Raw genomic sequence first — 19271 nt, forward strand, 5'->3', positions numbered from 1 at the left:
TGGGAGTTTTTGTCTTGAATCGAGTAGAGATGAACGAGTAGTGATCGTTAACTCACTTTGAGAGGTAATAGGCAACTATTACAAATTAGGTGGTACCGCGTAATTTATACGTCCTAAATACGAAAGTATTTAGGACGTTTTCTTTATTTCAAAGGAGGAAGACAGTATGACGGAAGAAAAGAATTTATCGACAAAGTATAATCCGCAAGAAGTTGAAGCGGGGCGTTATCAAAACTGGTTAGACGAAGATTTGTTCAAACCTAGTGGCGACAAAAAAGCAAAACCTTATTCAATCGTTATCCCACCTCCCAATGTGACTGGTAAACTCCATTTAGGTCATGCTTGGGATACAACATTGCAAGATATGTTGATTCGTCAAAAAAGAATGCAAGGCTATGATACGTTATGGTTACCAGGGATGGATCATGCAGGGATCGCAACACAAGCAAAAGTAGAAGAAAAATTACGTGAGCAAGGTGTTTCTCGTTATGATCTAGGTCGCGAAAAATTTATTGATCAAGTATGGGAATGGAAAGAAGAATATGCCGGTCATATCCGTGAACAATGGGCAAAAATGGGTTTATCTTTGGATTATAGCCGTGAACGCTTCACTTTAGACGATGGCTTGTCCGAAGCTGTTCGTAAAGTATTTGTCAGCCTATACGAAAAAGAGTTGATCTATCGTGGCGAATACATCATCAATTGGGACCCACAAGCACGCACAGCTCTTTCTGATATCGAAGTGATCCACAAAGAGATCGAAGGTGCCTTTTATCATATGAGCTATGAATTGGCTGATGGTTCAGGTGTGGTGGAAATTGCAACGACTCGTCCAGAAACGATGCTTGGTGATACGGCGATCGCTGTTCATCCAGAAGATGAGCGTTACCAATCATTGATTGGTAAAAAAGTCATTTTACCACTAGTGAATAAAGAAATCCCGATCATAGCAGATGAATATGTCGACATGGAATTTGGAACAGGGGTTGTAAAAATCACGCCCGCACATGACCCAAATGACTTTGAAGTCGGTAACCGCCATGACCTACCACGAGTGAATGTCATGAATGAAGATGGCACGATGAATGAATTAGCAGGTAGATATCAAGGGATGGACCGATTTGCAGCACGTAAAGCGATTGTTGCGGATCTAAAAGAACTTGGTCGTATGATCAAGATCGAAACGATGATCCACAATGTAGGACATTCTGAGCGTACAGGGGTAGTCGTTGAACCTCGTTTATCAACACAATGGTTTGTAAAAATGGCACCTTTAGCTGAAAAGGCGATCCAAAATCAAGAAACTGATGATGCAGTTGACTTTTTCCCACCACGCTTCAACCAAACCTTCTTACGCTGGATGGAAAATGTTCATGACTGGGTAATCTCACGTCAATTATGGTGGGGACATCAGATCCCTGCTTGGTATCATAAGGAAACTGGTGAAATGTACGTGGGCATGGAAGCACCAGCAGACAGTGAAAACTGGTTACAAGATCCCGATGTGCTGGATACTTGGTTCAGTTCAGCGTTATGGCCTTTTTCAACAATGGGCTGGCCTGACGAAGACAATGAAGATTACCAACGTTACTTCCCAACAAGTACATTAGTAACGGGCTATGATATCATCTTTTTCTGGGTAAGCCGAATGATTTTCCAAAGCTTGGAATTTACAGAACGTCGTCCATTTGAGAATGTACTGATCCATGGATTGATTCGTGATGAACAAGGACACAAGATGAGTAAATCTCTTGGAAATGGGATCGACCCAATGGAAGTCATTGAAAAATACGGTGCTGATGCGTTACGCTGGTTCTTATCTAATGGTTCAGCACCGGGACAAGACGTACGTTTTAGTTACGAAAAAATGGATGCTTCTTGGAACTTCATCAATAAAATCTGGAATGCTTCTCGTTTCGTTATCATGAATGTTGAAGGGATGACTGTAGAAGATATTGATCTTTCGGGTGAGAAAACTGTAGCCGATCGTTGGATTTTGACACGTTTGAATGAAACAATCGCTAAAGTGACTGACTTGTTTGAACAATTTGAATTTGGTGAGGCTGGTCGCCAATTGTATAACTTTATCTGGGATGATTTCTGTGACTGGTACATTGAGATGAGTAAAGAAACACTTTACGGTGAGGACGAAGTAGCGAAACAAACGAACCGTAGTATTCTTGTCCATACGTTGGATCAGATCTTACGCTTATTACATCCGATCATGCCATTTGTTACAGAAGAAATCTGGCAACATATCCCTCATAAAGGTACTTCTTTAGTAGTGGCTGACTATCCAGTCGTGCAACCCGAATACGATGATGAAGCAGCATCAAAAGGGATGGAAGTACTGAAAGAATTGATTCGTTCTGTACGTAATATCCGTTCTGAAGTGAATACACCATTATCAAAACCAATCACGTTATTGATCAAAACAAATGATCCGAAGATCGATCAATTCTTAAATGAAAATACTAGCTATATCGAGCGCTTCTGTAATCCAGAAGAGTTGACGATCTCAAGTGACGTAACTGCACCAGATCTAGCAATGTCAGCGGTCTTGACTGGCGCGGAAATCTTCTTACCTTTAGCAGGGCTGATCAACATTGAAGAAGAAATCCAGCGTCTAGAAAAAGAACTAGCAAAATGGACAGGCGAAGTGAAACGTGTACAAGGAAAACTAAGTAATGAGCGTTTTGTATCGAATGCACCGGATGAGGTAGTTGCAGCAGAGCGTGCAAAAGAAAAAGATTATTTAGAAAAACAAGCAGCTGTCAATGAACGTATTGCGCAATTAAAATCAATCAAGTAAGACGAAAGAGAGAGGTGACGGATGTTGCCTCTCTTTTTTAAGTCAAAAGAGCTCTTCTGGATTTCATTGTTTCTTACGTAAGCTTTTTTGTTATAATGAAGAGGAATGGGGGGATATTAACGTGAAAATCGAAGAAGCAATCAATTGGATCCATAGCCGATTACCATTTGGCTCACGTCCTGGATTAGACAGAGTAGAGGCCTTATTAGAGGTAGTCGGACACCCAGAAGAAAAAGTCAAAACGATCCATATTGCAGGGACGAATGGCAAAGGTTCAACAGTGACTTATTTAAGATATTTATTAGAAGAAGCCGGCTTGACAGTCGGAACATTTACATCCCCATATATCGAATCTTTCAATGAGCGCATTTCGATCAATGGACAAGGTATTCCTGATGAATCATTGATTCGACTAGTAAAGAAATATCAACCGCTAGTTGAGCAGATGGATCAATTTGAAGCAGTAGCTGGCATTACCGAATTTGAAACGTTGACTGCTATGGCATTTGATTATTTCTTGGAAGAACAAGTGGACGTCGCGATCATTGAAGTGGGATTGGGTGGTTTACTCGATTCAACAAACGTAGCGAAACCTTTGTTGACGGGTATCACAACGATTGGTATGGATCATACAGATATTTTGGGCGGCACGATCGAAGAAATCGCTGCTCAAAAAGCAGGGATTATCAAGCAAAATGTGCCGCTGGTCACTGGAAATATCGTACCTGAAGCCTTGACAGTGATCGAAAAACAAGCAAAATTAAAAAATGCTACACAACACGCATGGGGAGAGGCTTACACAGTCAGTTACAAACATCCGGCAGAAGAGTGGGGCGAAATTTTTTCATTCCAAAATGAGTTTGGTAAAATCCCTAAGTTGACTATCCATATGATTGGGAGACATCAAGTTGAAAATGCTGGTATGGCGATTGAAATGTATCAAATCTATTGTGGACGGATGAATCTTCCATTCCGCGAAAAAGACGTGACCAATGGCTTGAAAAAGGCGCAATGGCCAGGACGTATGGAACGATTAAGTGAAGAACCCTTAGTGATTTTAGATGGGGCGCATAATACCCATGCGATGGCACGTTTAGTCCAAAATCTTAAACAAGAATTCAAAGGCTATCATATCCATCTTTTGTTCTCTGCTTTACGAACAAAAGAGGTTGATAAAATGTTACACCAATTACAAGAAGTACCAGACGCGACAATTTACGTCACTACTTTTGATTATCCTAAAGCCATTGAGCTGTCGGATATCCAAGCAACGACTGATGAGAAAGTTACGATTGTTTCAATGTGGCAATTTGGACTTGCAGAGATCTTGGAGAAGATGACGGCTGAGGATATTCTTGTAGTGACAGGTTCACTCTATTTTATTTCGGAAGTGCGACGTTTGCTTGTACAGTTGGGAGGAAAAAATGAAAGTTAATGCAGTGATTTTTGATATGGATGGCTTATTATTTGATACAGAGATCGTTTATTATGAGGCATCCCAAACAGTAGCCGATCGGATGGGGTTTCCCTATGACAAAGATCTTTACTTACGATTTTTAGGCGTTTCTGATGAAGAAGTTTGGGCGAACTACCATACTATTTTTGCAAGCTTTGGTCGAGAAACTGTCCAAAAATTTATCGACGATTCCTATCAAGAAACGCTTGATCGTTTTGCTTTAGGTCAAGTTGAATTAAAACCAGGTGTTTTAGAATTCTTGAAATTTTTGGAAGAAAAAGATATCCCAAAAGTAGTCGCATCAAGTAATCAGCGACATGTCATTGAACTGTTACTAGAAAAAAATAATCTACGTCATCGTTTTGATACGATCGTCTCAGCTGAAAATGTCAAACGTGCAAAACCAGATCCAGAAATCTTTTTACATGCCCATGCGTTTTTAGGTACTGAAAAAGCGGAGACATTGATATTAGAAGATTCACAAAATGGGGTACTAGCAGCGTATGGTGCAGGAATCCCAGTAATCATGGTGCCAGATTTATTAGCACCTTCTGATGAATTAGCCGCTAAGACAACGGCGATTGTTTCTTCACTTCATGAAGTTCCGGCATTGATCAAATAAAAATAAAATTAATATCCTCCTTTTCCGTATCTTATTTTGAGCGCACGGGAAAGGAGGTTTTTTATGGAAAAAAATTTGCTTCAAACAGTACCCGCCACGTCTCTACCAAGGGAGAGGATGGAGACTTATGGAGAGGATGCGTTATCAGATCAAGAGCTTTTAGCCATTTTGCTTCGGACTGGTCAACATCCGTATAACGTATTAGAAGTTGCGGGTACGTTATTGAAGAAATTTGGTGGTTTAGCGCTCTTGAGACAAGCAACACTAGCAGAATTAGAAGCGGTTCGTGGGATTGGTCGGGTCAAAGCCTTAGAGATCAAAGCATTGATTGAGCTGGGTCGACGGATACAAGTCGATCAGTTGCGTCAAACAACGACTGTCCATGCGAGTTATGAATTGGCAAAAGAATTGATCCTAGAACTAAAAGATCAAAAACAAGAACATTTAGTTTGTATCTATCTTGATACAAAAAATCAAATCTTACTAAAGAAAACCTTGTTCATCGGGTCATTGGATCAGACGATCGCGCATCCACGTGAAGTATTTCATTACGCAGTCCGCTATTCGGCAGCACGGCTAGTACTTGCTCATAATCATCCCAGCGGCAACGTTCTTCCATCCAAGCAAGACATGCGATTGACACGACGCATCCAGGAATGTGGAGAGATGATGGGGATTGAAGTTCTTGACCATCTGATTATTGGCAGCAAACAATACTTTAGTTTGCGTGAAGAAGGATTAATGGAAAAAGAATGATGTAGCTTTCTTGCAAAAAAAAACAACGAAGTGTACAATTATAATGTAATTTTGTTTGGGAATAGAAGTTGAAACATCTGTTGCACCTCTATCGTACACGAGCAATGTTACAATCAAATAAGTGCTTTGGCACGAGGAGGGTATTATTAATGGAAAACGGAACAGTTAAATGGTTCAACGCTGAAAAAGGATTTGGTTTTATCTCACGTGAAGATGGAAGCGACGTATTCGTACATTTTTCAGCAATCCAAGGTGACGGATTCAAAACATTAGAAGAAGGTCAAGCAGTTACTTTTGACGTAGAAGATTCAGATCGTGGCCCACAAGCTACAAACGTTGAAAAAGCGTAATCTATACGAAAATATACTGTTATGAGGCTTGCTTTGTCATGGAGCGAACCAAATAATTGATGTCAGAGGGTGAAACCAACGTGTTTCCCTCTAAAAATAAGACGAGACCCACATAAATTGTTCTTTTACATTTTTGTGGGTCTCGCTTTTTTTTATAAAAAATCGGGAGTAGGACATTAATTCTCACCACCAAAAACCGAATAAACGGCAGAACAGAAGAACCTCTTCGATAAACAAGGCGCCATCCACAAAAATTTGAAGAACAATTTTTGTGGATGGCACCTTATTTATCGAGGCTGAACACTGATGTTCCAACCGCGGTTTTAAGTTAGTTTTGATCCGGGGTCATCACCATAGGGATGATCATTGGATGTCTTTCTGTTCGATCGAACAAGTAAGGTTGTAATGCACCGACCATCGCTTCTTTTAATTTATGCTCTGAACAGTCGGGGGCATTTAGCACATCACGCAATGCGTGGAACAAAATACGTTGTGCTTCATTGATCATATCCCCTGATTCTCGCATATAGACGAAGCCACGAGAAAGGATATCTGGTCCAGCTAGAATCTCTTTTTTCTTAATATCGACAGTTGTCACTGCAAGAACGAGTCCTTCTTCTGAAAGTAAATGACGATCTCGTAAAACAACATTACCGATATCACCGATTCCACTGCCATCGATATACACATCGCCAGCGACGAATTTTCCAGCTAAACGAGCAGAATCACTTGTTAATGCTAATACATCACCATTTTCCATGATAAAACAATTCTCAGCTGGTACACCTGTGTCTTGTGCAAGAGAGGCATGGATCTTCAACATCCGAAACTCCCCATGCACCGGTACAAAATATTTTGGCTTCATCAAACGAAGCATCAATTTTTGTTCTTCTTGACCACCGTGACCAGATGTGTGGATATTATTGATTTTTCCATGGATCACTTCAGCGCCAGCTTCAGACAACAAGTTGATCAAATGGTTCACACTTGTTGTATTACCTGGGATCGGTGAGCTAGAAAAAATCACTGTATCATCTGGCTGGATTTGGATTTGACGATGGGTACCATTCGCAATGCGGCTCAATGCAGCCATTGGTTCACCTTGCGAACCTGTACATAGGATCATTGTTTCATTTGCAGGCAAACGATTGATTTCATGCGCATCGACAAAGGTACCGTCAGGCACTTTGATGTAGCCGAGACGTTGTCCGTTGACGATCGCATTTTCCATACTACGCCCGAAAACAGCAATTTTTCTACCCGTTGCTACAGCGGCTTCCGCTGCTTGTTGTAGACGGAAGATATTAGAAGCAAAGCTAGCAAAAATGATCCGACCTTCGATTTTCTCAAATATTTTCAAAATAGAAAGGCCAATCGTCTTCTCTGATTTCGTAAACGTTGGAATCTCTGCATTGGTACTATCTGAAAGGAGGCAAAGAACGCCTTCTTCTCCGATACGAGCCATTTTATGCAAATTTGCTGGTTCTCCTACAGGTGTAAAATCGAACTTGAAATCTCCAGTAGCAACGATGTTACCGGAAGGTGTTTTGACAACCACACCTAGAGCATCCGGAATACTATGGGTCGTTCGGAAAAAGCTGACAGATGTTTTTCTAAAACGGATCACAGTGTCTTCATTGATTTCATTTAGCACAGCATCACGAAGTAAGCCATGTTCGTCCAGTTTATTTGTGATCAAAGCTAAAGCTAGAGGGCCAGCGTAGATCGGGATATTTGCTTGCTTTAATAAGTAAGGTATCCCACCAATATGGTCTTCGTGTCCATGAGTGATCACTAATGCTTTGATTTTGTGTATGTTTTGTACGATATAGTTGTAATCAGGAATGACGTAGTCAATGCCAAGCAGTTCATCTTCTGGAAACTTGATTCCAGCGTCGATGATAATGATTTCATCTTGGAATTGTACCCCATACGTATTTTTCCCGATTTCACCTAATCCACCAATCGCAAAGACGCCTGTCTCATTATTTTTGATGGAAAGTTTCATCTTAAAACTCCACTAATGTGAATGCTGGGTTTTCTTTTTCGTATTCTAGATGGTTACCTTCTAGAAGTTGTACGAATTCAATATTGTATGGGGTATTTTCTTCCACTCGTTGGCGTGCTTCAACATCGCTGTTTGCTTCGATGTATAGCGATTGTGTTTCTTCACGTTTTGGGTTACGGATTTTTGACTCTTGATAATAAACTTTGTAAATCATGGTTTATGTCTCCTTTATCTGCTTAAAGCAGTAATTTAGCGTATTTTTTGGACAACACAAAACGAGGGGACAAGCCACCTGTGTTTTTTTATACTTTAAGAAAAATACTTGATTCTCCTTAAAGAGACAAGCCTCGCATTTGCTTATCCAATTGGAATATTTTTTACTCGGATCCTCTGTATGAAACATACAATAGTTAATTGCTATTCTAGCATAAATCAAGAGATAAGTATAGAAAACGGTCACTGTAAAATGAAAAAACGTACGAAGAGAAAATAATTTTCAGAAAAATTTCTTTTTGAAAAATGTAGTGTTCTATAAAGTAGTAGATTGTGCTACTATTGAAAGTAATGGCAAGATAGAATATTTAAAGGAGATGATAAAGTGAAGTTAATGTGGCATTACACCATGCGCTATAAAAAATATTTGGTGTTGAATTTTATTTGTGTGTTCGGTTTTATTCTGATCGAACTAGGTCTACCAACTATTTTAGCACGCATGATCGATGTTGGAATCCTCAACGATGATTTTGACTATGTGAAACAACAAGGACTATTGATGATCGTGATCACTGTGATCGGGATCATAATGAATATATTTTTAGGTTATTTTGGGTCAAGGATCACGACGAATATCGTTGCAGACATTCGTGATGATCTGTTCAAACATATCCAAACGTATTCACATCAAGAATATGAAACACTAGGTGTATCATCATTGATCACTCGTACGACCAATGATGCGTATCAAATCATGTTGTTTCTACAAAATATTCTAAGAATCGGTTTTATGGCACCGATGATGTTTGTTGTTAGTTTGTATATGGTTATGCGTACAAGTCCATCTCTTGGTTTATACGTGATTGGTGCATTGCCATTCTTATTGTTGGCTGTTGTTGGGATTGCTAAATTTTCTGAACCTTTATCAAAAATTCAACAAAAGAATTTAGACAGGATCAATAGTATTTTACGTGAAAACCTATCAGGTCTACGCGTTATCCGCGCGTTTGTAAATGAAAAATTCGAAGAAAAAAGATTTGAAAAAGTCAACGAGAATTATGCTTCAAGTTCTAAAAGTCTCTTTCGCTTAATGGCAGTTGCTCAACCTGGCTTTTTCTTCCTCTTCAATATTGTGATGATTTTGATTATTTGGAGTGGTACGCTACAAATTGCAGATGGACAGTTGCAAGTAGGAAATCTAATTGCTTTTATTGAATATATTTTCCACGCGTTGTTTTCATTTATGTTGTTTGCCAGTGTGTTTATGATGTATCCGCGAGCAGCAGTCTCTGCTAGTCGTATCCAAGAAGCTTTAAATGCTACTCCTGCTATTGTTGAAGATCCAAATGGCATATCGGAAACAAAAACGAAAGGCTACATTGAATTTAAAAATGTGACCTTCGCTTACCCTGGACATTCGCAAGAACCAGTGATCCGCAACGTCAGCTTTACTGCTTCACCTGGGGAAACAGTCGCATTTATTGGTAGTACAGGTAGTGGGAAGTCTACATTGATCCAATTGATTCCACGTTTTTATGATGTTACTCATGGTGAGATCCTGATTGATGGTGTAGATGTGCGTGAGTACAAGTTGAGTAAACTAAGACAAAAAATTGGGTTTATTCCACAGAAAGCACTATTGTTTACTGGAACGATCGCTGAAAACTTGAGATACGGAAAAGAAGATGCAACGCAAGAGGAAATGGAACGTGCGGCTGATATTGCGCAGGCAACCGACTTTATTTCTAAAAAAGCGGACGGTTATGATGAACATCTTTCTGAAGGTGGAGCAAACTTCTCAGGTGGGCAGAAGCAACGGTTAGCCATTGCACGAGCAATCATCCGTCGACCAGAAATCTATATTTTCGATGATAGTTTTTCAGCACTTGATTATCAAACGGATGCAAAACTTCGTGCAAGATTGAAAAAAGAAACAACTGAATCAACCGTATTGATTGTTGCACAACGTGTGGGTACGATCATGCACGCCGATAAGATCATCGTATTGAATGAAGGGGAAGTAGTAGGTATGGGCACACATCGTGAACTACTAGAAAATTGTCCGATTTATTATGACATTGCCGCTTCTCAATTATCGAAGGAGGAATTAGCATGAAAAAAACCTTCGCTTCTTTTAAACGTTTAGCTCGCTATATCCGTCCTTACCGATTGATGTTTATCTTAGTGCTACTATTTACATTTTTAACAGTGGCTTTCAATGCGGCATTGCCTTATGTCGTCGGGCTTCCAACAACAGAAATCAGTAAAAATCTAGTGAATAATGAGGCAATCAATTTTTCTTATATCATCAACTGTTTGATTTGGATCGCGGTGGTTGGTACAGGTTATAGTATTTCTCAATTGCTTTCTGGGGTTTTGATGACAAATGTTGTTCAGAGTGCCATGAAAGACTTGCGTAGAGATATTGAAGAAAAAATCAATCGTTTGCCGGTTTCTTATTTCGATAAAAATCAACAAGGAAATATTTTATCTCGTGTAACGAATGATGTTGACGCAGTTAGTGGTGCCTTGCAACAAGCCTTTATCGGTATTGTCAATGCTATTTTGGGCATCACGATGGCAGCAGCGATGATGTTTTATATCCAACCGGTCATGGCGTTGATTTCAATGATCATGATTCCAGCGTCAATTTGGATATCTAAACGAGTGATCAATGCTTCTCAAAAATATTTCCAAGAAATGCAAAATTCTTTAGGTGAATTAAATGGCTATGTTCAGGAAAACATGACTGGATTCAGTGTGTTAAAAGTATACGGTCGTGAGAAAGAAACATTTGAAGGATTTCATAAGGTCAACCATAGCTTGAAACATTTTGGGTTTCGAGCAGCCTTTATTTCTGGATTGATGATGCCGTTAGTACAATTAACTGCCTACGCTACGTATATCGGTATGGCAGTTTTGGGCAGCTTTTATGTAATTTCTGGAGTTATTGTGGTTGGGCAATTACAAGCCTTTATCCAATATATTTGGCAAATCAGCCAACCAATGGGTAATGTGACGCAATTATCTTCCGTATTGCAAAGTGCATCCGCAGCCACGAAACGGGTATTTGAGATTTTAGATGAACCTGAGGAAAAAGAAAACAAGACCGATGTTCCTTTGCCAGAAACGATCTATGGAAATGTTTCGTTTGAACATGTCGATTTTGCTTATGATCCGAAGAAACCTTTGATCCAAGACTTGAACTTTGAGGTGAAAGCTGGACAAATGGTAGCAGTTGTCGGACCGACGGGCGCTGGGAAGACAACATTGATCAACTTATTGATGCGTTTTTATGATGTGACGCATGGCGCGATCAAAATTGATGGGATTGATACGAAAGCGATGAGCCGAAGTGATGTTCGTTCCATGTTTGGGATGGTACTGCAAGATGCTTGGTTGTACGAGGGCACGATTGCCGACAACATTCGTTTTGGTAAATTAGATGCAACGGATTATGAGATCGTTGATGCAGCGAAAACAGCGAATGTCGATCATTTTATCCGGACGATGCCTGATGGTTATGAAATGGAGATCAATTCAGAAGGAGATAATGTCTCGTTGGGACAAAAACAATTGCTGACGATTGCTCGTGCGGTTGTTTCCGATCCGAAGATATTGATTCTGGATGAGGCGACTAGTTCTGTTGATACGAGACTTGAAGCGTTGATCCAAAAAGCAATGGATAAAGTGATGGAAGGACGAACGAGTTTTGTGATCGCTCACCGTCTATCGACGATACGTGAAGCCGATCTGATCTTAGTGATGGATCAAGGTCAAATCATTGAAAAAGGAACACATGAAAGTTTATTAGCAAAAGGCGGTTTCTATGAGAAACTTTATAACAGCCAATTTGCTGAAGCAGCGGAATAATGAAAAGAGGTTTCTAGGGACGAATAGTCTTCTAGGACCTTTTTTCTTCAATAAAATGAAAAGAGGGAAAAAGATGGCAAGGTTTATAGCAAATAATGCGACGGTTATCGGTGATGTAGAATTAGGAGAAGATGTTACGGTTTGGTACCAAGCAGTGGTTCGTGGCGACAGCAATTGGATCAAAATCGGCAAAGGAACCAATATCCAAGATGGGACGGTCATCCATGTCGATCATGATGCCTCAGTTGAGATTGCTGAAAATGTCACAGTCGGACATCAATGTATGCTTCATGGATGTAAAATCGAAAAAGGCGCATTGATCGGCATGGGAACGACTGTATTGAACCATGCAGTTATTGGTGAGAATAGTTTGATCGGAGCAGGCTCACTTGTGACAGAAGGAAAAATTATACCACCGAATGTTTTAGCTTTTGGTCGACCAGCCAAGGTAATCCGTCCGTTAACAGAAGAAGAAATCCAAAAAAATAAACAGAATATTGTGCATTATATCGAGATGGGACAAAAACATGCAGATGGATTCTTCAAAGAATGGCAAAAATAAGCTGATCACTTATTTTACAGTAGAAAAAGAAGGTCTGTCATCTTTGAATGACGGACCTTCTTTTATAGTCGTGCGGATTAATTAGCTTAATGAAGCACTGTTTTCCATGACTTCATCGATCAAGCCATATGCTTTGGCTTGTTCAGCAGTCATATAGTTGTCACGATCTGTGTCTTTTTCAATCACTTCGATTGGTTGACCAGTACGTTCCGCTAAGATTTTATTCAAACGTTCGCGGGTTTGTAAGATATGACGTGCAGCGATTTCGATTTCTGTTGCTTGTCCTTGTGCGCCACCAAGTGGTTGGTGAATCATGATTTCAGCATTTGGCAAAGCAAATCGTTTCCCTTTTGTTCCGGCAGTCAATAAGAAACTTCCCATTGAAGCAGCCATCCCCATAACAATTGTTTGGACATCTGCTTTGACAAAATTCATTGTGTCATAGATGGCCATTCCAGCGGTCACAGAACCACCAGGTGAGTTGATATAGATGTAAATGTCTTTTTCAGAATCTTGTGCATCTAGAAATAGCAATTGTGCGATGATTGAGTTTGCTAGATCATCTGTTACTTGTCCACTCAACATGATGATGCGGTCTTTCAATAAACGTGAGTAAATATCGTAGGCTCTTTCCCCACGTGAGGATTGTTCAATAACTGTAGGAATTAAATTCATAATAAGGTTCCTCCTTGATTTGTTTAGAAATAGTGTAACATAAATTGATTTTGATTACCTACAAAGTAGTATACATTTTTGGTCAATAAAGGTCAAATGAAAAAACTTTCCGAGAGCTAGTCTCATAAAGTGAGTTTATGTTATGATAAAAAAGAAATCAATAAGAAGGAGGAACCGTAATTGGTAATTGCTATCACAGGTTTTATCGGTGTATTAGTAGGAGCAATCTTAGTCTACTTAGGGATGGCGATCCAAATGCGTCATCTTGAGAATAAAGAGCAACGTAGACGCGAATTGGAACTGAAAGTCAAAGAAATCGAAACATTGAATCAATTAAATAAAAAAATCAATGAGATTCTCCAAAAGCGTGCGAGCTTGTTGGACGAATATGTCAGCTTTGATGCTTTTGACGATTGTTATATCACAATCGATGACTTTGCGTATTTGCAATCATTTTCGGCACAAAATAATTTTTATTTGCCAAATTATATTTTAGATGAATTATTCCAGAATATCGCTCATCGAAAAGTGATTCTTTCACCGGATGAAACGATGAAGATTGGCGGCTATGCTTACAAAGGTGGGCGTGTCATTTTGGAAAACTTCACAGATAATTTGACCGCAATGATCAATGAGAAAAAATCCCAGTTGAAAAATACGACGAGACAACCAATCGGCTTTTTCTCAAAAGATGATGTGTGGAGCTAAACAAAACATATTTTTTATTCAATGATAAGAGAAACTAAACATTTTGATAAAGTAAAAGTTTGGGCACTTACAATTAGCCCAAGCTTTTTCTTTTTTGTTCCTGTGGTAAAATAGGGATGATCGGAGTGAGGACTATGGTACAGATTTATGCACATCGAGGAAGTAAAGGAACCCATCCGGAAAATACATTGCCCGCTTTTTCTGAAGCAGTAAGAGTGGGGGCGGATGGGATCGAGCTAGATGTCCATCTTAGTAAGGACGGTCAACTGATCGTTATTCATGATGAAACCGTTGATCGAACAACCAATGGCAAAGGCCTTGTTCGAGAAAAGACTCTCGAAGAGCTGAAAAAATTGAATGCAGGCAGTTGGTTTAGTAAAGATTTCCCAGCAGCGAAAATCCCTGCGCTAAAAGAAGTACTCTCGCTACTTCTCCAAAAAAATTATCGAGGAACATTGATGATCGAAATCAAAACGGACAAGTATGAGTATGAAGGAATCGAAGCACAAGTATCTGAACTTATGACAAAAAATGAGTGGCCGTTTCGTCATGCTTATTGTAGTTTCAACCTTCGTTCATTAGAACGTTTATCTGTCATCGAACCAGACGCACAACTGGATCTTTTAATGAGTGATTCAATGAAAAAATTAGATCTAGCTAAGACCTTACCTTTTATTGAAGGTCTTCACCCTAAAGCAACTTGGGCATTTGCGCATCCTCAGGAAATACAGGAGTTTCCAAAGCGTATTCGTCTTTGGACAGTCAATACGACAGAAGAGCTTGAAAGAGGATTAAAGGAACCTGTGGATGCACTCATCACAGACTTTCCTGAACGTGCTTGGTATGTTAAACAATTAATGAAAAAGTAGGAGCCATATGGAAAAAGTATTAGTGATCGTAGGACCCACAGCAGTTGGTAAAACAGCGTTAAGTGTGACACTTGCCCAAAAATTCAACGGCGAGATCATCAGTGGAGATTCCTTACAAATTTATAAACATTTGGATATCGGTACGGCAAAAATCAAGCCAACTGAAATGATGGGAATCCCTCATCATTTGATTGATGTGATCGAGCCAGACCAGCAGTATTCGGCAGCGGATTTTCAACAGGCAGGTCGCAAGTTGATCAAGGAGATCACCGAAAGAGGACATTTGCCGATCATCGTTGGTGGTACCGGTTTATATATTCAATCGTTATTGTACGATTTTCAATTAGGAGCAAATGAAGAAACGGATGCTGCTGTTCGAGAGAAATATGAAAAAATGGCTGAAGAACTAGGAAAAGAAAAACTTTGGACTTATTTGAATGAACGCGATCCGCTTGCGGCGGGGAAAATCCATTGGAATAATCAGCGAAAAGTGATTCGCGCATTAGAAGTATTTGAGACAACAGGCTATAGTATCATGGCGCCGAAAGATAGACCTGAGTGCTTGTATGATTATTATATGATCGGTCTGGATACGGAGCGTAAGTTCCTTTATAGTAGAATCAACCAACGAGTGGATCAAATGCTCACAGAGGGATTGATTGCAGAAGCAAGAAAGGTCTATGAATTAGGGGGGGTTCAAGCCAGTCAAGGGATCGGCTATAAAGAATTTTTTCCTTATTTTGAAGAAAACATCACTCTAGATGAGGCAGTCGAACAAATCAAATTGAACTCTCGGCGCTATGCCAAACGACAACTGACTTGGTTTCGTAATCGTTTGACGGCGCATTGGTTCGATCTCTTGAAAAAACCGACAGATCTAGCAGAGATCGAAAATGCCATCGAAGGTTGGCTGAAAGAGGTGAGAACATGAGAGAAGCAAAAGAAAAAGTAATCATTGTTGGTGTAGAAACGGAAGAAAATCAGCGATATTTTGCTGAATCAATGAAAGAATTGGAACAATTGATTGATACAGCAGCTGGTGAAGTCGTATATAGACTCACGCAAAAACGACCGCAAGTGGATCGTCAAACGTTGATCGGTAAAGGAAAGCTTCAAGAATTGACCCAATTAGCAGATGCTTATGAGGCAGATCTTGTCATATTCAACCATGAATTGACTCCACGTCAAAGTCAGCTGATTACCGATGCGGTAGGGGCGCCGGTCATTGATCGAGTCCAATTGATCTTGGATATCTTTGCGATGCGTGCGCGATCTAAAGAAGGAAAACTGCAAGTCGAATTGGCGCAATTGCAATACCTACTACCTCGTCTCGCTGGACAAGGTGAGTCGCTTTCTCGTCTTGGTGGTGGGATCGGTACAAGGGGACCAGGAGAAACAAAACTGGAAACGGATCGTCGGCATATCCGCAACAAGATCTTAGGCGTAAAAAGAGAGCTAAAAGCAGTGGAGGCTCATCGAGAACGTAATCGGCAAAAAAGACAAAGTAGCGAAGTGTTTCAAATTGGTTTGATCGGTTACACAAATGCGGGTAAATCAACAATTCTTAATTTATTGACGCAAGCCGAATCATATGCGAAAGATCAACTATTTGCCACCCTTGATCCGTTGACGAAAAAATGGCGTTTTGCGGAAGGATTCGAATTGACTGTAACGGATACAGTTGGTTTTATCCAAGATCTGCCCACCCAGTTGATTGATGCGTTCCATTCAACCCTTGAAGAAAGTCAAGGGATGGATCTCCTGCTCCATGTGGTCGATGCAAGTTCTTCTGATCAAATCTTGCAAGAACAAACAGTTTTAAAGTTGATGGACGAGTTAGATATGAAAGAAATGCCTGTATTGACTGTCTATAATAAATCAGACCAAATCGACACAGCAGGATTTATACCGACTTTATTTCCGAATGTCTTGATTTCTGCTCAGACACAAGAGGGCAAAGAACGCTTGATTGAGGCCATCAAACGGCAATTGATGGAGTTGATGCTTCCTTATACGAAAATTGTGCCAAGTGATCAAGGACAAACATTAAGTGAGTTGAGACGGCAGACACTTGTATTAGATGAACGCTTCATTGAAGAACAAAATAGCTATGAAGTACGTGGTTTTGCGAATAAAAATTCAAAATGGCTAAAAAAAGATGAGTTATTTTAAAAAATAAAGAATAAGAAAAAACGAGCTTGATCGACTTTATATAGAAGTGGATCAAGTTTTTTTATAAAAAAAACCGCCTCTTATGTAAGGAAACCTGACATGAGAGGTTGACAGTCTTTTTTGTGATTGGTATACTTTATTCAATTGATAGGACGAAAGGAGACGTCAGATGGGAGAAAAGGAATTACGTCGTTCAATGTCGGTATTTCCAATTGGTACAGTTATGAAACTAACAGACTTGACTGCTCGACAAATCAGGTATTATGAAGAACAGGAATTTGTTCATCCTGAGCGCAGTGAAGGAAATCGCCGCATGTATTCATTGAATGATATCGATATTCTATTAGAAATCAAGGATTATCTTTCAGAAGGATTGAATATGGCTGGCATCAAACGGGTCTATGAAATGGCACAGGCGAAAAAACAAGAAGAAAAAAGTAAAAAACCGCTGACCGATCACGACGTTCGTCAAATTTTTCGTGATGAGATATTAGCTCAAGGTGGGTTAGCCAAAACAGGACATTATCAGTCACAAGGCTTGCAACAACGTCAATACTTTGACTGAATGAAATAAAAAAAAGAAAGAGGGATACCATGGTAAAGAAACAAATCACAGGCGAAGAAATTAAACGAATCATTGAGGATGAGAACGTACGCTTTTTACGTTTGATGTTTACAGATATATTAGGAACAATCAAAAATGTTGAAGTTCCAGTGAGTCAAATCGACAAAGTACTTGAGAATAAAATGATGTTTGATGGTTCTTCGATTGAAGGATTTGTCAGAATCGAAGAAAGTGATATGTACTTGTATCCTGATCTTTCTACTTGGATGATTTTCCCATGGGAAAGCGACCACGGCAAAGTGGCGCGCCTGATTTGTGATATTTATAATCCAGATGGTACTCCATTTGCTGGTGACCCTCGTGGCAATCTGAAACGTTCATTAAATGACATGAAAAAACTTGGCTTTACCTCATTCAATTTAGGGCCTGAACCAGAATTCTTCTTGTTCAAATTAGATGAAGATGGTGGCATCACAACGACGTTGAATGACAAAGGTGGTTACTTCGATTTTGCACCAACGGATCTAGGCGAAAATTGCCGTCGAGATATCGTATTGGAATTAGAAAGCTTAGGCTTTGAAGTGGAAGCTTCTCATCATGAAGTGGCTCCTGGACAGCATGAGATCGACTTTAAATATGCAGATGTCGTTGATGCTTGTGACAATATCCAAACGTTTAAATTAGTCGTGAAAACCATCGCTCGTAAACATGGCTTGCATGCGACTTTCATGCCAAAACCATTATTCGGGATCAATGGTTCTGGAATGCACTGCAATATGTCTTTATTCAATGAAGATGGAAATGCCTTTTATGATAAAGACGGAGATTTAGAATTAAGTCAAACTGCGTATCATTTCTTAGGTGGCTTATTGAAACATGCCCGCGCGTATACGGCAGTCTGCAATCCAACGGTCAACTCTTATAAACGTTTAGTTCCAGGCTACGAAGCCCCTGTTTACGTAGCATGGAGTGGACGTAATCGTTCGCCGTTGGTACGTGTACCGGAATCTCGTGGTTTATCCACTCGCTTAGAATTACGTTCTGTCGATCCAGCAGCGAATCCATACCTAGCAATGGCTGTTTTATTACAAGCAGGTTTAGATGGTATCCGTAATGAATTGACACCACCACCGGCTGTTGATCGTAACATCTACGTGATGAACGAAGAAGAACGTGAAGAAGCGCAAATCCAAGATCTTCCATCAACAATCCACAATGCCATCAAAGAATTGCGCAAAGACAAAGTGATGATCGATGCGTTAGGCAATCATATCTTTGCAAACTTTGTGGAGGCAAAACGTCTGGAATGGGCTGCCTTTAGACAAACCGTTTCTGAATGGGAAAGAGAACAATATTTAGAGCTTTACTAATAAAATCCCGTTAAATCAATGAAAAGTATAGAAGAGGTCGGGACAGAAGTGTTCAGCCTCGAGAAATAAGGCGTCATCCGCGAAAATTGTTTTTCAAATTTTTGTGGATGGCGCCTTATTTCTGAAGAGGTTACTTCTGTTCCCGCCGTTTATTCGGTTTTAAGTGGTACAAGAGGACTAATGTCCTAGACAATTTTTTCTTCATCACTGGAGTGTGAATTTTTTGGTCTTGTGACTCGCTTGTAGTGGATATGGAAAAA

General features: G+C 39.9%; 17 protein-coding genes and 1 other annotated feature (1 of these 18 cut by a window edge). Of the genes, 14 read left to right on the plus strand and 3 right to left on the minus strand.

All coding sequences use genetic code 11. The annotated features are described in order from the left end of the window. Nucleotides 1-119, plus strand: a binding site (T-box leader); it begins 94 nt to the left of the window's first position. A gap of 47 nt (nucleotides 120-166) precedes the next feature. From CYK55_RS03740 to CYK55_RS03760, 5 genes are all read left to right on the plus strand, one after another. Beyond that, entirely contained in the window at nucleotides 167-2812 is a 2646-nt protein-coding gene (locus CYK55_RS03740) for a valine--tRNA ligase (protein ID WP_126133967.1), read from the plus strand. A gap of 121 nt (nucleotides 2813-2933) precedes the next feature. Beyond that, the gene (locus CYK55_RS03745; RefSeq protein WP_034689108.1) at nucleotides 2934-4247 is read left to right on the plus strand and encodes a bifunctional folylpolyglutamate synthase/dihydrofolate synthase; all 1314 of its coding nucleotides are present in this window, start codon (nucleotides 2934-2936) and stop codon (nucleotides 4245-4247) included. Continuing rightward, entirely contained in the window at nucleotides 4237-4890 is a 654-nt protein-coding gene (locus CYK55_RS03750; RefSeq protein ID WP_034689107.1) for an HAD family hydrolase, read from the plus strand. Before CYK55_RS03745 ends, CYK55_RS03750 begins: the two co-directional genes overlap by 11 nt. A gap of 63 nt (nucleotides 4891-4953) precedes the next feature. Beyond that, nucleotides 4954-5646 (plus strand): RadC family protein, encoded by a 693-nt coding sequence (gene radC / locus CYK55_RS03755; RefSeq protein WP_010736077.1) that lies wholly within the window; start codon nucleotides 4954-4956, stop codon nucleotides 5644-5646. A gap of 149 nt (nucleotides 5647-5795) precedes the next feature. Then, entirely contained in the window at nucleotides 5796-5996 is a 201-nt protein-coding gene (locus CYK55_RS03760) for a cold-shock protein (protein WP_010736076.1), read from the plus strand. A gap of 328 nt (nucleotides 5997-6324) precedes the next feature. On the opposite strand, the gene rnjA is transcribed toward CYK55_RS03760, so the two are convergent. Further along, on the minus strand, nucleotides 6325-8004 hold the full coding sequence (rnjA, locus tag CYK55_RS03765; protein WP_010736075.1) for a ribonuclease J1: 1680 nt from the start codon (nucleotides 8002-8004) through the stop codon (nucleotides 6325-6327). A gap of 1 nt (nucleotide 8005) precedes the next feature. Then, a complete protein-coding gene (locus tag CYK55_RS03770) occupies nucleotides 8006-8218 on the minus strand; it encodes a DNA-directed RNA polymerase subunit epsilon (RefSeq protein WP_010736074.1) in 213 nt (70 codons plus the stop codon). A gap of 384 nt (nucleotides 8219-8602) precedes the next feature. Between CYK55_RS03770 and efrA the strand changes: the two genes are divergently transcribed. The 3 genes from efrA to CYK55_RS03785 all read left to right on the plus strand — a co-directional run bounded on the left by efrA (nucleotide 8603) and on the right by CYK55_RS03785 (nucleotide 12652). Then, nucleotides 8603-10333: a multidrug efflux ABC transporter subunit EfrA gene (gene efrA, locus CYK55_RS03775; protein ID WP_034689105.1), complete on the plus strand. Its 1731-nt coding sequence runs from the start codon at nucleotides 8603-8605 to the stop codon at nucleotides 10331-10333. Then, nucleotides 10330-12090 carry a multidrug efflux ABC transporter subunit EfrB gene (gene efrB / locus CYK55_RS03780; RefSeq protein ID WP_034689104.1) on the plus strand — a complete coding sequence of 587 codons (1761 nt, stop codon included), beginning with the start codon at nucleotides 10330-10332 and terminating at the stop codon, nucleotides 12088-12090. The genes efrA and efrB overlap by 4 nt, the downstream gene beginning before the upstream one ends. A gap of 73 nt (nucleotides 12091-12163) precedes the next feature. Further along, on the plus strand, nucleotides 12164-12652 hold the full coding sequence (locus CYK55_RS03785) for a gamma carbonic anhydrase family protein (RefSeq protein ID WP_126133968.1): 489 nt from the start codon (nucleotides 12164-12166) through the stop codon (nucleotides 12650-12652). An 81-nt stretch (nucleotides 12653-12733) separates the two neighbouring features. On the opposite strand, the gene clpP is transcribed toward CYK55_RS03785, so the two are convergent. Further along, nucleotides 12734-13327 (minus strand): ATP-dependent Clp endopeptidase proteolytic subunit ClpP, encoded by a 594-nt coding sequence (gene clpP, locus CYK55_RS03790; protein ID WP_010736070.1) that lies wholly within the window; start codon nucleotides 13325-13327, stop codon nucleotides 12734-12736. Between the two features lie 243 nt (nucleotides 13328-13570). Here clpP and CYK55_RS03795 point away from each other — a divergent pair, with 243 nt between their 5' ends. The 6 genes from CYK55_RS03795 to glnA all read left to right on the plus strand — a co-directional run bounded on the left by CYK55_RS03795 (nucleotide 13571) and on the right by glnA (nucleotide 19011). Beyond that, on the plus strand, nucleotides 13571-14035 hold the full coding sequence (locus CYK55_RS03795) for a hypothetical protein (RefSeq protein WP_404830921.1): 465 nt from the start codon (nucleotides 13571-13573) through the stop codon (nucleotides 14033-14035). Between the two features lie 134 nt (nucleotides 14036-14169). Beyond that, complete coding sequence (locus CYK55_RS03800; protein WP_034689101.1) at nucleotides 14170-14904, plus strand: glycerophosphodiester phosphodiesterase; 735 nt, start codon at nucleotides 14170-14172, stop codon at nucleotides 14902-14904. A 7-nt stretch (nucleotides 14905-14911) separates the two neighbouring features. After that, nucleotides 14912-15835 (plus strand): tRNA (adenosine(37)-N6)-dimethylallyltransferase MiaA, encoded by a 924-nt coding sequence (gene miaA, locus CYK55_RS03805; protein ID WP_126133969.1) that lies wholly within the window; start codon nucleotides 14912-14914, stop codon nucleotides 15833-15835. Continuing rightward, nucleotides 15832-17076 (plus strand): GTPase HflX, encoded by a 1245-nt coding sequence (gene hflX, locus CYK55_RS03810; protein WP_126133970.1) that lies wholly within the window; start codon nucleotides 15832-15834, stop codon nucleotides 17074-17076. Before miaA ends, hflX begins: the two co-directional genes overlap by 4 nt. Before the next feature lie 169 nt (nucleotides 17077-17245). Continuing rightward, nucleotides 17246-17641, plus strand: coding sequence for a MerR family transcriptional regulator (locus tag CYK55_RS03815; protein WP_010736065.1), 396 nt, complete (start codon nucleotides 17246-17248; stop codon nucleotides 17639-17641). 29 nt (nucleotides 17642-17670) lie between these two features. Beyond that, a complete protein-coding gene (glnA, locus tag CYK55_RS03820; protein ID WP_010736064.1) occupies nucleotides 17671-19011 on the plus strand; it encodes a type I glutamate--ammonia ligase in 1341 nt (446 codons plus the stop codon). Nucleotides 19012-19271 lie beyond the last annotated feature (260 nt).

The organism is Enterococcus mundtii, assembly GCF_003957375.1.
Lineage (GTDB): Bacteria > Bacillota > Bacilli > Lactobacillales > Enterococcaceae > Enterococcus_B > Enterococcus_B spodopteracolus.